General features: G+C 61.6%; 14 protein-coding genes. 12 read left to right on the top strand and 2 right to left on the bottom strand.

All coding sequences use genetic code 11. The features are described from left to right. On the bottom strand, positions 1-1,914 hold the full coding sequence (locus ACR0AC_RS16075; RefSeq protein ID WP_480585506.1) for an OmpA family protein: 1,914 nt from the start codon (positions 1,912-1,914) through the stop codon (positions 1-3). 64 nt (positions 1,915-1,978) lie between these two features. After that, on the bottom strand, positions 1,979-2,941 hold the full coding sequence (ubiA, locus tag ACR0AC_RS16070; RefSeq protein ID WP_480874742.1) for a 4-hydroxybenzoate octaprenyltransferase: 963 nt from the start codon (positions 2,939-2,941) through the stop codon (positions 1,979-1,981). Positions 2,942-2,953: 12 nt separating this feature from the next. Here ubiA and ACR0AC_RS16065 point away from each other — a divergent pair, with 12 nt between their 5' ends. The 12 genes from ACR0AC_RS16065 (at position 2,954) to ACR0AC_RS16010 (ending at position 13,659) form a co-directional block, all read left to right on the top strand. Continuing rightward, a complete protein-coding gene (locus ACR0AC_RS16065) occupies positions 2,954-3,679 on the top strand; it encodes a 16S rRNA (uracil(1498)-N(3))-methyltransferase (protein ID WP_480874739.1) in 726 nt (241 codons plus the stop codon). Positions 3,680-3,801: 122 nt separating this feature from the next. Beyond that, entirely contained in the window at positions 3,802-4,485 is a 684-nt protein-coding gene (locus tag ACR0AC_RS16060; RefSeq protein WP_480874737.1) for a hypothetical protein, read from the top strand. Continuing rightward, a complete protein-coding gene (locus ACR0AC_RS16055) occupies positions 4,482-5,009 on the top strand; it encodes a hypothetical protein (RefSeq protein ID WP_480874734.1) in 528 nt (175 codons plus the stop codon). The genes ACR0AC_RS16060 and ACR0AC_RS16055 overlap by 4 nt, the downstream gene beginning before the upstream one ends. A 65-nt stretch (positions 5,010-5,074) precedes the next feature. Then, complete coding sequence (locus ACR0AC_RS16050) at positions 5,075-6,445, top strand: glutamate--cysteine ligase (RefSeq protein ID WP_480874731.1); 1,371 nt, start codon at positions 5,075-5,077, stop codon at positions 6,443-6,445. Between the two features lie 174 nt (positions 6,446-6,619). Next, complete coding sequence (locus ACR0AC_RS16045; protein ID WP_480874729.1) at positions 6,620-6,961, top strand: hypothetical protein; 342 nt, start codon at positions 6,620-6,622, stop codon at positions 6,959-6,961. Between the two features lie 35 nt (positions 6,962-6,996). After that, on the top strand, positions 6,997-7,110 hold the full coding sequence (locus ACR0AC_RS16040; RefSeq protein ID WP_480874829.1) for a hypothetical protein: 114 nt from the start codon (positions 6,997-6,999) through the stop codon (positions 7,108-7,110). Continuing rightward, positions 7,071-7,208, top strand: a complete 138-nt coding sequence (locus tag ACR0AC_RS16035) for a hypothetical protein (RefSeq protein ID WP_480874726.1) — start codon at positions 7,071-7,073, stop codon at positions 7,206-7,208. The genes ACR0AC_RS16040 and ACR0AC_RS16035 overlap by 40 nt, the downstream gene beginning before the upstream one ends. 81 nt (positions 7,209-7,289) lie before the next feature. Then, a complete protein-coding gene (pheS, locus tag ACR0AC_RS16030) occupies positions 7,290-8,363 on the top strand; it encodes a phenylalanine--tRNA ligase subunit alpha (RefSeq protein WP_170453215.1) in 1,074 nt (357 codons plus the stop codon). 149 nt (positions 8,364-8,512) lie between these two features. Next, positions 8,513-8,941 carry a hypothetical protein gene (locus tag ACR0AC_RS16025; protein WP_170453214.1) on the top strand — a complete coding sequence of 143 codons (429 nt, stop codon included), beginning with the start codon at positions 8,513-8,515 and terminating at the stop codon, positions 8,939-8,941. Between the two features lie 237 nt (positions 8,942-9,178). After that, on the top strand, positions 9,179-9,973 hold the full coding sequence (locus ACR0AC_RS16020) for an alpha/beta hydrolase family protein (protein WP_170453213.1): 795 nt from the start codon (positions 9,179-9,181) through the stop codon (positions 9,971-9,973). 79 nt (positions 9,974-10,052) lie between these two features. Next, complete coding sequence (pheT, locus tag ACR0AC_RS16015) at positions 10,053-12,449, top strand: phenylalanine--tRNA ligase subunit beta (protein WP_480874721.1); 2,397 nt, start codon at positions 10,053-10,055, stop codon at positions 12,447-12,449. Between the two features lie 250 nt (positions 12,450-12,699). Continuing rightward, entirely contained in the window at positions 12,700-13,659 is a 960-nt protein-coding gene (locus tag ACR0AC_RS16010; RefSeq protein WP_480874719.1) for a hypothetical protein, read from the top strand. Positions 13,660-13,704: the final 45 nt, after the last annotated feature.

The raw sequence follows: 13,704 nt of genomic DNA, 5'->3' as shown, positions 1-13,704 counted from the left end.
CTATTGATCCTCTGCATCCGCATCCGGTGCGGTCGTGTCGGTCTGGTCCGGCTCGGTCGCGCCGGTTTCCAGCGCTTCCAGCCCGGTTTCGGTGTTTTCGACCGGTTCCGGGCGGATCAGGCGGAACTCGATCCGGCGGTTTTCCTCGCGGCCCGCTTCGCTGTCATTGTCGGCGATGGGCTGCGTTTCCCCATACCCGATGGCGGTATAGCTTGAGGTCGGAATCCGCCGCCCGCGCAATTCGTTCAGGATGGATTGCGCACGCGCCTGGCTGAGTTGCTGGTTCATCTCTTCGCGGCCCTGACTGTCGGTATGGCCCTGGATTTCCAACCGGATCGGGCCGCATTCGCGTAGGATATCGGCGATCTGGTTCACCGTATCGCGCGAGTCCGCTGCGATTGTTGCCGAGCCGGGCTCGAACGCAATTTTGCTGGCTTTCTGTACCTCGGCAATCCGTTCCTCGCACAGCTCGGGATCGGGCAGAGCGTCCTCGGGTTCCGGCGGCGGTACATAGGTGATGGACAGGGTGAAATCCTGCGCTTCGCCCAATTTCTCGGACAACATCCCGGCGATGCGGGCCTTGGCGTCTTCGTCATGGCTGTTGCCGCTCAGGTCCACTGATTCCGGTGTCACGGTCAAAGCGCCGTTTTGCAGAAGGGACAGCGCCTCAAGCCCCGCCAGAACACGGACAGGCCAGTCTGCGGGCAGATCAGTGACGACGCGGGTGGCTGTATAAACCTGTTCCGACCCAAAGGCAGCGCGAGCATAGCTGTCGGCCATGTCCCGCAGGGTTTCATCGCCTACGCGCCCGCGCAATTGCACCAGTCCTTCGGGGCTGCGCGTGGCTGAAAACTCAATCGGACCTGTGGGTTCTTCGTCCTCGGGCTCGGGCAGTACGGCGTGCAGGGCGAAGACCTCGGGCAGGGCGTTTTCCAGTTCGCCCACCACACGGTCGAACAGGGCGGGATTGGTTCCTTGCGCGGCAATCAGGGTGATATCTGCATCGGACAGGGTGATCGATCCCTGCCCAATCTCGGCCAGCGCCTTGATGCCAAGGGTTGCCGCGTCTGCCCAACGGGGCGACGGCACACCCAGACCGATGGTGCAGGTATACGTCGTGCTCAGACCGGCCTGCTGCGCGGCGGCAATGATCTGATCCCGCGCCTCTTCATCCTGGGCCGAGCAGGCGTCAAACTGGCCACCATCCGCGCCGATCAGGTAACGCAGGGTGAAAGGCGTGATAACCGGGCGCGGGGCCGAGATCGACAGGCCGATGCGCAGGCTGGGCGGCGCGGCGCGGGTCAGGTCCTGTTCCAGCTGTTCCTTCTCGGCCTGGCTGTCGGCGATGGCGGTTACTTTCACCAGTCCCGGACTTGCCGAGATCTTTGCACGCGGCAGGCGCGACAGGGCGCTGACCGCATAAGCAATCGCCTCATCCCAGCCATCGGGTTTCGGGTAGTCGGCAGTTTCCATCAGATCCGCAACAGGGGCCGCGCGATCCAGATCGCTAAGCCTGTCGACAAGGTCGTCGCGGCTTTCGCTGGCCGGGAACAGGCCAATGACCGAGATACCGCTGTCATTGCGCAGAATCTCGACCGAAAAGCGCGGCGCGGCCAGCGCGGTGGTTGCGGTGACCTCCATCTCGTCGATGACGCGCGAGGTATCGACCTCGGTTCCCGCAGCGGTCAGGGCATTGAACCGTGTGGCCTCGTCCGGTGCGATGCCGGTCAGCACCACGCGCAGCCCGTCTGACTGGACTTCGGCCCAGTCATGGCCTTTCAGGTCCAAGGCTCGCCGCACAGCAAATTCCGAGCTTTCCTCGATCTTGGTGACGGCAAAACCGGCCGCCAGCAGTGACACCCCTGCGGATACAAGAAAGATCAGGGACACGGACAGAAAATACGGCAGACGCATGTGCGGGCTAGTGACTCCTCAGGCGTTTGGGCGGACTCTTACAGACCCCGGCCCGCAGGTGCAATCAGAGCAGCAGCGCGACGCAGAGGAAGATCAGCGGAATAAGGCCGGTGTCCCGGTTCGACTGGAACAATTGCAGCAGCTTGGCATTGTTTTCTAGATCCAGACCGCGCAATTGCCACATCATGTGCCAGCCCATCGCCCATGGACCGCCAAGGGCGATAACCAGCACCAGAATCGACCCGCCGGGAACCAGCGCGTCGATGATCGCCAGCCCCATCAGCGAAACGGTGGCGGCCAGAAAATACTTGAGCCATTTTGCCGTATCGGTCCCGAACAGCCGCGCGGTGGATTTGATGCCGATCAGTTCGTCATCCTCGGCGTCCTGATGGGCATAGATGGTGTCATAAAACAGCGTCCACGCGATGCCCGCCAGATACAGGGTGATTGCGGGCCAGCCCACTGATCCGGTATGCGCAGCCCAGGCCAGCAGCGCGCCCCAGTTAAAGGCCAGCCCCAGAAACACCTGCGGCCACCATGTAAAGCGCTTGGCAAACGGGTAGATCGCCACCGGCAGCAGCGACAGCACTCCCATCGCAATTGCCGCCTGATTGAAGCTGAGCAGGATGCCCAACGCCAGCAGACATTGCAGGATCATCCAGCCCATCGCCTGCCGAACCGTGACCTGACCTGCGGGCAGCGGGCGCGACCGCGTGCGTTCGACCTGCGCGTCGAACTCTCGGTCGGTGATGTCGTTCCAGGTGCACCCCGCCCCGCGCATCAGGAACGCGCCCAGCGCGCATCCGATGGCGATCCACAGATCCTCCAACCGGGCTTGCCCGTCATGCAGGATGGCCAGCGCCAGACCCCACCAGCAGGGAATCAGCAAAAGCCATGTTCCGATGGGCCGGTCCGCACGGCTGAGGCGCAGGTAGGGGCGCGCGAAGGCGGGGGCATAGGTGTCGACCCAGTTGCCGGTTACGGCATCGGCGACCTGACCGTCTGGTGTTGGGGCATTGCCTTGCATATGTAAGGTCTCATGAGTGCGAAGATCAGACTGTATGTAGAGCAGCCCTTGGGTCAGGGGCAATCGGTTGAATTGACGCGCGAGCAGGCGCATTACCTGTTCGGCGTCATGCGCCTGTCGGTGGGAGGCCACGTTGCCCTGTTCAATGGCAAGGACGGCGAGTGGCTTGCTGAGGTTACCGAGGCTGGGAAGCGCGGTGGTGTTCTGACCTGTCAGCGGCAGACCAAACCGCTGCAATTGCCGCCCGATCTGTGGTTTCTGTTCGCGCCGATCAAAAAGGCCCGCACGGATTTCATCGTTGAAAAAGCAGCGGAAATGGGCGCGGCGCGGATTGTGCCCGTGCAGACCGAGTTCACAAATTCCGAACGCATCCGACAGGACCGTTTGCAGGCCCATGCGGTCGAGGCTGCCGAACAGTGTGGCGGTACTTTTGTGCCCGAGGTCGCTGATCTGCAGCGACTGGATCGTGTTCTGGACGCGTGGCCCGAGGGGCGTCAGTTGATGTTCTGCAATGAGGCCGAGGTGGGCTCGGCTCTGCGGTTGGCGGCCAACGAAAAGGGTCAGCCCTGGGCCATTCTGGTAGGTCCAGAGGGTGGATTCTCGGACAACGAACGCGCGCGCCTGACGGCGCTGCCCTTTGCGCATGTGGTCAGCCTTGGCCCCCGTATCCTGCGCGCGGATACAGCGGCGGTTGCGGCGCTGACCATGTGGCAGCAGGCGTTGGGGGATTGGGCGTGACACCGCCTCCGCGCTTGCATGTATTAACCAGTGTTGCCTCGGAACGCGCAGTCGTGTTGCGTAGGGGGCCTACTGATCAGGTTGCAGTTTTGCTGTGGGATCGTAACCGCGGAACGGTGGAGATGGGTCAATGGCTCAACGCGCGTATCCATGAACATCGCTGTGATTTGTCGCCGTCGGGGGATCATTTGGTGTATTTCGCCTGTCGGGGTGGGCGTTGTTGGACAGCGTTGTCCAAAGCGCCCTGGCTGACGGCGGTCGCCTATTGGCCGCAATCCGACAGCTGGATGGGTGGAGGCGCTTTTACCGCTGACGGGAAGCTCTGGCTGAATGGGGCCTCTGTACCTGAAAACCTGCCGGATGGCCTGAAAGCTGCCGATGTTGGGGCCTTCCCACATTCTACCGACGGCTTTCACATGGGAGACCTGGTCGTCTCACGCCTCGAGTCACGTGGCTGGTACGTGGCCAATGGTGAAAGATATCAAGTGGGTCTGAGGCGTGATGTGTCGCCTGAACTTAGCCTTAGCCAGACCTTCCTGCTAGGACAGAAAAACCGCGCCCTCATCTCTGGCAGGTATGTGATCGTTTCATCGGGTGGTCAAAAGGTGGTGGATTGCCCAGCATGGGAATGGGCTGATTGTTGGGGGGATGACTTGCAATGGGCCGAAAACGGTTCGCTTTGGCAAGCGAGGCTTGGCCATGCTGGCAGGCTTGAAAACCGCCGGTTGATACATGATTTCTCCTCCATGCAGTTCGAGGCCATCAAAGCACCCTATCCGGGTGTTTCCACAGGAGTGCAGTCATGAGCTTTATCCGACCCGAAGCAAAACAGGCCCTGTGGCGCTGGCGCGAAGTGTTGGTGGCCGGGTTTGTCCTGATTCTCGGCCTCAGTTGGATCAGCGGGCCCGGTGGATTGCTGGGTTGGCTCGGCTGGGTGCTTGTGGCCGTCGCAGTGGCGCTGGCGGTGATCGGGGTGCAGCGCGGGCGGTTCCGGACCGGGTCGGGCGGGCAGGGTGTTGTCACCATCGACGAAGGTCAGATCAACTATTTTGGCCCGCTGGACGGTGGCATGGTCGCCACGCGCGAGATTGAGCGGCTGGCGCTCGACCCGACCTCGACCCCGGCGCATTGGGTGCTGGAACAACCGGGCCAGCCTCTGCTTCACATTCCTGTGAATGCCGAAGGGGCCGAGGCGCTGTTCGATGTCTTCTCGGCCCTGCCGGGATTGAAAACCGAACAAATGCTGGCGGAGTTGAACGGTGGCGCGAGCCATCCGGTGGTGATCTGGGAACGCACACCCTTACGGCCCGCGCATCTCAGGCTGCATTGACACCGGCGCGGTTTGCCCCCACGACTGACCAACCAGACAGACACATCAGGATCGGAGCGCGATTCATGTCCATCCCCCAGTCCGGCGGCGGACCGATCGAACGTCATGAGCAACTGGCCGAATACCTGGAATCGGGCTGCAAGCCCAAGCAGGATTGGCGCATCGGCACCGAGCATGAAAAGTTCGGCTATTGCAAGGACACCCTGAAACCGCTGCCATTCGAAGGCACTCGGTCTATCGTGGCGGTGCTGGAGGGTCTGCGGGATCGGCACGGCTGGGCCGAGGTGCGCGAAGGCGGCAAGCTGATCGGTCTGGAGAAAGACGGGGCGAATGTCAGCCTCGAACCCGGTGGCGCGCTGGAGCTGTCGGGGGCACCGCTGGAAACGATCCACGAGACCTGCGACGAGGTGAACACCCACCTGCGCGAGGTAAAGGACATCGCTGACGAGATCGGCGTGGGCTTCATCGGTCTGGGCGCAGCCCCGATCTGGACCCACGAGGAAATGCCGCTGATGCCAAAGGGCCGCTATCGGCTGATGAACGACTATATGGAGAAGGTCGGCACCATGGGCCGCGCCATGATGCGGCGCACCTGCACCGTTCAGGTCAATATCGACTTCGGGTCCGAGGCCGACATGGTGCAGAAACTGCGCGTGGCGCTGGCGTTGCAGCCGGTGGCAACGGCGCTGTTCGCCAACTCTCCGTTCTTCGAGGGCAAGCCCAACGGCCAGAAAAGCTGGCGCAGCTATATCTGGCGGCATCTCGATGATGCGCGCACGGGCATGTTGCCCTTCGTGTTCGAAGACGGGTTCGGGTTCGAGCGCTACGTGCAATATGCGCTCGATGTGCCGATGTATTTTGTCTATCGCGACGGTCAGTATGTGAATGCTTTGGGCATGTGCTTCCGTGATTTCCTGCAAGGCAAGCTGCCCGCATTGCCGGGCGAAACACCGACCCTGTCCGATTGGGCCGACCATCTGACCACCGCCTTCCCCGAAGCGCGGATCAAGAAATTCATGGAGATGCGCGGCGCTGATGGCGGCCCGTGGCGCAGGCTTTGTGCGCTGCCTGCCTTTTGGGTTGGTCTGACCTACGATCAGGGCGCGCTGGATGCAGCCTGGGATCTGGTCAAGGGCTGGGATGCCGAAACCCGCGAAGCGCTGCGTGTTGAGGCCGCCAAAGACGGGTTGCAGGCGCAGGTCGGCAATATCAACATGCACGATCTGGCGCGCGAGGTCGTGGCGATCTCGGAATCCGGGCTGAAATCCCGCGCCTTCCCCGGCGCAGGCGGTCTGGTGCCGGACGAAACCCATTTCCTGAATGCGCTGAAAGACAGTATCGAAACCGGCAAGGTTCCGGCAGATGAATTGCTGGATCACTATAACGGCGACTGGAACGGCGATCTGACGCGGGTGTTCCCGCAGTACAGCTACTGACACCGACCTAACACGCCGAGCAGCCCACCTTACCCCTTTGGTGAGGTGGCGTGCGCGTCGTAAGCTGCCGTGTGGTAACGCAAATTGTGATCGCCTGTGGATTGAAGGCGTTCATCGTTCGTGAATACAAGCGTCCTAGTAATTGCGACGACCTTTCCCCAAAGGATGCCCTGAATGCCCCGCATCAGCGAATTGCACTACGCCGACCCGTTTGTCGTTTCCTCCGGCGTGAATGAGTTTGTCGAAGTTGCGCTGGGCGCGTCGGAAGATCCGGCAGATTTCACCGTTTCGCTTTACAACAGCGACGGCACCGTCGGGTTAGAGATCGCGCTGACCGATCCCGGCGTCGTAGTGACAACCGACCCGGACAACAATGAGCAGGTCTTTGTCATCTCGGCGGATAACTTCACCTTCCTGCTGACCGACCCCGATGCGCCTGTTCCGGTGAACGATACGATCTTCGAAGCGGTCGCATTGACCAACACAAGCACCAATGAGGTCATGGCGCGACCGTGACCGCCGTGCCCTGCGATATCGTGCGCTACATCCATATGATGTTCGACCGCCACCAATTGGTGACCACAAGCGGTCTGGTGTCCGAAAGCTTTTTCCCGGGCAAGAGGGGTTGGATGGTCTGGGCAGCGACGCCACGGATGAGATCCTGACCCTGTTCCCCGAATTGCGCCATCACCCCGAAACCTATGGCGAGACCGCGCGCCCGGTGCGGCAGGACAGAACCACCGCTTTGTTGCGCTGCGCCTGATTGCCCGGCCCCTCTTGCTTTCACGGTCCGCTGTGATAGCAGAGCCTGAACAGCAGTCAGGGGCCAAGGTCAGGAAGCGTCATGGACGATCTCAAGGCAAAATATCTGGGTCAGATCGCCGAAGCAGGCGACGAGAACACGCTCGAGTCGATCCGCGTCGCCGCCGTCGGCAAAAAGGGCGAGGTCGCGCTGAAGATGCGCGAACTGGGCAAGATGACCCCCGAGGAACGTCAGGTCGCAGGCCCCGCGCTGAATGCGCTGAAGGATGAGATCAACTCGGCGCTCTCCGCCAAGAAAGCAGCACTTGCCGATGCCGCGCTGGATGAACGTCTGCGCACCGAATGGCTGGACGTCACCCTGCCGACCCGCGCGCGCCGTCAGGGCTCGATCCACCCGATCAGCCAGGCGACCGAGGAACTGACCGCGATCTTTGCCGAGCTGGGTTTCTCGGTGGCCGAAGGGCCGCGGATCGAGACCGACTGGTATAATTTCGACGCCCTGAACATCCCCGGCCACCACCCCGCGCGGGCCGAGATGGATACGTTCTACATGCACCGCGCCGAGGGTGACAATCGCCCGCCGCATGTGCTGCGCACCCATACCTCGCCGGTGCAGATCCGCTCGATGGAGAAGCAGGGCGCGCCGATCCGCGTGATCTGTCCGGGCGGCGTGTACCGCGCCGACTATGACCAGACCCACACGCCGATGTTCCATCAGGTCGAGGGGCTGGCGATTGATAAAGACATCTCGATGGCGAACCTGAAATGGGTTCTGGAAGAGTTCGTGAAGGCCTTCTTCGAGGTCGACGATGTCGAACTGCGCTTCCGCGCCTCGCACTTCCCCTTCACCGAGCCGTCGGCCGAGGTCGATATCCGCTGTTCCTGGGATAACGGCCAGCTGAAGATCGGCGAGGGCGACGACTGGATGGAGATTCTGGGTTCCGGCATGGTCCACCCCAAGGTGATCGCTGCGGGTGGGATTGATCCGGAGGTCTATCAGGGCTTTGCGTTCGGCATCGGGATCGACCGTCTGGCGATGCTGAAATACGGCATCCCGGATTTGCGGGCGTTCTTTGACAGCGATCTGCGCTGGCTGCGGCACTACGGGTTTGCGGCGCTGGATATGCCGAACCTGCATGGTGGTTTGTCGCGGTGATCTGTCACTTTCTGAGCGTCAATCGCGGAAGGTACTTGTGCCGGGAGCATGGGTCGTTTTGCGATAGTTCTGATGGTTATACGACAAATTGCCCGCTATGTTCTGCCGAGAGCAAATGTACTTGGGAAGTAAACCGAGTTGACCGCTCGTTGCAGATTCTTGGAAATGTACAAGCTCGATCACAAAGAGGTTTGGCGGTCGCGTCTGGGCTCCTTGGGGCTGCAAGTTTGGTTGGTTTGGCTGAAAAGATCACCGGATTGGGGATGCTCAAAAGCAGTGATCTTTTTGCACCCGGCCTATTGGTTGGGCTTTCTACACTTTTGATTGCGATCTGGCTCTACTTGCTTTCGATGAAGCACATGGATGTGACGGTTGATGGGCGATTTGAAAAACTCGAATTGAGCCAATGGGAGAAAAAGATCACTGGGTTCATCGGGCATGTTGAGCGACTACACACCTACGCCACTTATTTTCTCGGTGCTGCGATACTAACCTTTTCGTTAAGTCTTATTGTGCCGCCTGTTTGGGTTGAACTTGTAACCTATTGGCACAGGATAAATGGAAACATGGGTTTCTGAGTGATGTTGCGCGGCGTAAAGGCCGATAGGCCGCCGCGCCATCGCCAGACCGCCCGCACGGGCTGGCGATTTGTCTCCGTCAGCGCTCCATTTGAACGACGCACGGATTTGGCCAACATAAACTGCCCAACATAACCGTTGGATCGCCATCCCGCGGTCTGGCGATGGCGCGGCTTGTTACAGGCTCGCACGGGGTTGTGACGTGACATGGCGCGCGGGCCGGGTAGGGTCGGGCGCATGATCTATCGACTACTCTGCCTTCTGTTGCTGACCGCCACCCAAGCCGCTGCTGTGGAGGCCTGCCATGGCGATATCGCCTGTCAGGTCGGCGATCGCTCGTATCATGTGCTGGAGCCGGACGGGTGGGATGGCGAAACGCCTCTGCCGGTGCTGCTGCATTTCCACGGCTGGGCGCGGCAGGGAACCGTGGTGGTGAACCATCAACGCATCGCCGGGGCGACCAAGCTGCGCGGCGTGTTGCTGGTTGCGCCCAACGGGTTGGGTAAAAGCTGGGATTTCTGGACCTCGGACACCGACGACGTACCCTTTGCCGACCGGGTGCTTCAGGACGTCGCCAAACGCTATCCGGTTGATCCCGAACGCATCTATGTCTCGGGCTATTCCTTTGGCGGCGCGATGGCGTGGCGTTTTGCCTGCCAGTCGGGTGACGACATCGCCGCGCTGCTGGGGGTGGCCGGAACCATCCGTCAGACCGAAGACTGCCCGCAGGCCCCGCGCCAGGTGCGCCATGTGCATGGGACGGGTGACACGGTGATGGATTTCCCGTTTGGGCCGGGCGGCGACACCACCTATCCGGTGGCGCTGTGGCGGCAGAAATACGGCTGTGACACCGCCACTCCGACCGGGGATTGGAGCGTGGTGCCGATCCTGACGCTCAGCCGCGTGGAATGGACCGATTGCGCGAAAGGCCATGTGGTGCTGGACACCCATCCCGGCGGCCATTTCATCCCGCATGGCTGGATCGGGCGGCAGTTGGATGAGATTTTGGGCCGCACCCCCAGCTATCCGTGACGCGCAGCGCTTGCACCCCGGCGCATTCTTTGCCATTGCCTGTGCCGACTGGATATCTGCCAAAAAAAGGCCCTGAGCAATGAAATTCACTCTGTCCTGGCTGAAAGACCACCTCGACACTGACGCTTCGGTTGATGAGATCGCCGAGGCGCTGACCGATCTTGGCCTTGAGGTCGAAGAGATCGTGAACCCGGCGGATCGGCTGGCGGGCTTTACGCTGGGCTATGTGAAACATGCCGAAAAACACCCCGACGCCGACAAGCTGCGCGTCTGCAAGGTGGACACGGATGAGGGTGAGTTGCAGATCATCTGCGGTGCCCCCAACGCGCGCGAAGGCATCACCGTCGTGGTCTGCAAACCGGGCATGTATATCCCCGGTCTGGACCTGACCATCAGCGTCGGCAAAATCCGTGGTGTCGAGAGCTTTGGCATGATGGCATCCGAGCGTGAGCTGGAGCTGTCGGACGAGCATGACGGCATCATCGAGCTGCCCTCGGGCGCGGTTGGCGACCGGTTTGTCGACTGGTTGGCCGAGAATGAGCCGTCCAAGGTCGATCCGATGATCGAGATCGCGATCACCCCGAACCGCCCTGATGCGCTGGGGGTCGAGGGGATTGCCCGCGATCTGGCCGCGCGTGGGATAGGGACGCTGAAACAGCGGGACTACACGCCGGTGCCCGGCGATTTCGACAGCCCGATCAAGGTGACGATTGACGACGACACGCTGGATGGTGCGCCGCATTTTACCGGGCGTCTGATCCGTGGCGTCAAGAACGGCCCCAGCCCGCAGTGGTTGCAGGATCAGTTGAAGGCAATCGGCCTGCGTCCGATCTCGGCCCTGGTGGATATCACCAACTACATGACTTTCGACCACAACCGCCCGCTGCACGTGTTCGACGCCGACAAGGTGCAGGGCAACCTGCGGGTGCATCGCGCCAAAGGTGGCGAAAAGCTGGTGGCGCTGGATGAGAAAGAATACACGCTGCACCCGGGCATGATGGTGATCTCGGACGATAAAGGCCCGGAATCGATTGCCGGTATCATGGGCGGCGAGGAAACCGGCTGTACCGAAGAGACCGTGAATGTCTTTCTGGAAAGCGCGTTCTGGGATCATGTGCAGATCGCTCTGACCGGGCGGGCGCTCAAGATCAATTCGGATGCGCGGTATCGGTTCGAGCGTGGGGTAGACCCGGAATACACGCTGGAAGGCTTGGAACACGCGACGCAGATGATTCTGGATATCTGCGGGGGCGAGGCGTCAAACGTGGTTCAGGCGGGCAAAGCGCCGAACCACGCGCGGGCCTATAAGCTGGATGCGGCGCGGGTGCAGTCTCTGGTAGGGATGGACATCGCCGAGAGCGAGCAGCGCCAGACCCTGACCCGTCTGGGCTTCCGTCTGGAAGGCGAGATGGCGCATGTGCCAAGCTGGCGGCCCGATATCATGGGCGAGGCCGATCTGGTGGAAGAGGTCGCGCGGATCGCATCCCTGACCAAACTGCAGGGCAAGCCGCTGCCGCGTGTGACGGATGGTATCCCCAAGCCGGTGATGACCCCGGGACAGCGTCGCCAGTCGATGGCGCGGCGGACCTGTGCGGCGCTGGGCTATAACGAATGCGTCTCGTACACGTTCATCGATCAGGCCTCGGCGGCGCTGTTTGGTGGTGGCGATGATGCGACGCGGTTGGAAAACCCGATTTCGTCCGAGATGAGCCATATGCGCCCCGATCTGCTACCCGGTCTGTTGCAGGCCGCCGCCCGCAATCAGGCGCGTGGTTACGCAGATGTGGCCCTGTTCGAGGTCGGTCCGGTTTTCCATGACGGAGAGCCCGGCGATCAGAAAACCCAGATCACCGGTCTGCTGGTCGGTCGGAGCGGGCCCAAGGACGTGCACGGAGCCTCGCGCCCGGTCGATGTGTTCGACGCCAAGGCCGATGCCGAGGCGGTTCTGGCCGCTATTGGCGCGCCCGCCAAGGTGCAGGTTCTGCGTGACGGCGATGCCTGGTGGCATCCGGGCCGTCATGGCAAGATCTGTCTGGGGCCGAAAAAGGTGCTGGGCGTGTTTGGTGAACTGCACCCGCGGGTGTTGCAGGCGATGGACATCAAGGGCCCGGCGATGGCCTTTACCATCTGGCCGGATGAGGTGCCCTTGCCGCGCAAATCCGGTGCCACCCGGGCCGCATTGGAACTGCGTGACCTGCAAGCGGTCGAGCGCGACTTTGCCTTTGTCGTGGATGAGGGCGTCGAGGCGCTGACGCTGGTGAACGCCGCAGCAGGTGCGGAAAAGGCGCTGATCGAGGAGGTGCGCGTTTTTGATGAGTTCATCGGCGGCAGTTTGGGTGAGGGCAAGAAATCACTGGCCATCACCGTGCGTTTGCAACCGACGGATGCGACGCTGAAGGAGAAAGACATCGAAGCGGTGGCTGAAAAGATCATCGCCAAGGTCACCAAGGCCACAGGCGGCGTTCTGCGCGGCTGACCGCCCCCGACATGACCCGACAAAAGCGCGCCACCCGGCGCGCTTTTTTATTGTGGCGAAACAGCAACACCTGAAAGCGCCTCGAAACAAAGGGTTGAGCAGAATCACCCTCGGCCCCTACATCCGGCCCCCTGACGCAATCAAACCTCGGAGTCTGCCAGATGCCAGATCCCAGTCCCGCGCAAGCGATACCCCATATGTGATTGCCCGCCGGGTCTTCGGCGGGTGTGTTTCCCGTTGGAGAGCTGTCATGAAACGCCAAGACATCTCGATGATCCGGCAGATTCTGCCGCAAGAGATGCCCTTTCCTTACTATCCCGACCGGCAGAGCCCATGGTTGCTTGGCCAGGTCATGGATGCTGAGGCCCCGGTCTCGACCTTAAAGCAATCGGGACTGTCCCGTTTGCTGTCACGCCCGCTGCTGGCACCGATGGTTGCGCAGTGCGGTGGTGTCCTGCGGCGGCATGATGTGCTGGCGGTGGCCCATGCGGACCGTGCGATGCGGTTTGACGGGCTGAGCCCGGCTGCGCTGTCGGGGCTGGAGGTTGCCTATCAATCCCAGTGGATGGATTTCTGCCTCAGCTTCGACTGCTGGTCTGGCGAGCAAACAACCCGAAAGGCGCATAACCTTGTCGTGCAATTGGGGTTCCCGACCGAACATGCCGAGCTGCTGTGGAAATACGAACAGCGCTGCGCTGTTGGTGCATATCAAAGCTGCTGGCACCCGGTCCGGACCGAAGGTCGTCCGACCCTTGCCTGGTGCCGTCTGGACGTCGATCTGACCAGCGGCCATTGCCTGATTGAAGAGGTTCAATCGGACTGGTTGCGCTTTGTCGGTCGTGCGCGGCAACGGTTGGAAAACCGCGCGCCACGCTCGCGCGAATTGCGGCTGACCTCGGAATATGAACAGGCGCTGCGGCGGAAATACGCGAAAATCTGGGCTGAGGTGATGATGCTGGCGGTTCTGATGCTGCTGCGCGAGGAATTTGCCGTGCGCACCGTCTGGATGCATCAGCCCGGTCCGGGCGCAAAGCTGAAGGCGATCACCTGGGGCCGGATGCCGCCGCGGTCGATCTACACCAAACTGCCCCGCAGTTTCGGGTTCGAACCGACGCGCGAAACGCCACCCTTTTTGGGCAGCAAGCAACGCAGTGCGGCCCGCAGGGTGGCTCGGAACGATCAGCCGGTATTCTGGCGCTTGTCGTTCTGAGCGACCCCTTGGGTTGCGCGCCCTTTCGAACTAGGGTCGCAGCAA

This window comes from Ruegeria sp. H7 (assembly GCF_056532945.1).
Note: the sequence above shows the minus strand (reverse complement) of the source record. Positions and strands in the feature narration are given on the sequence as shown.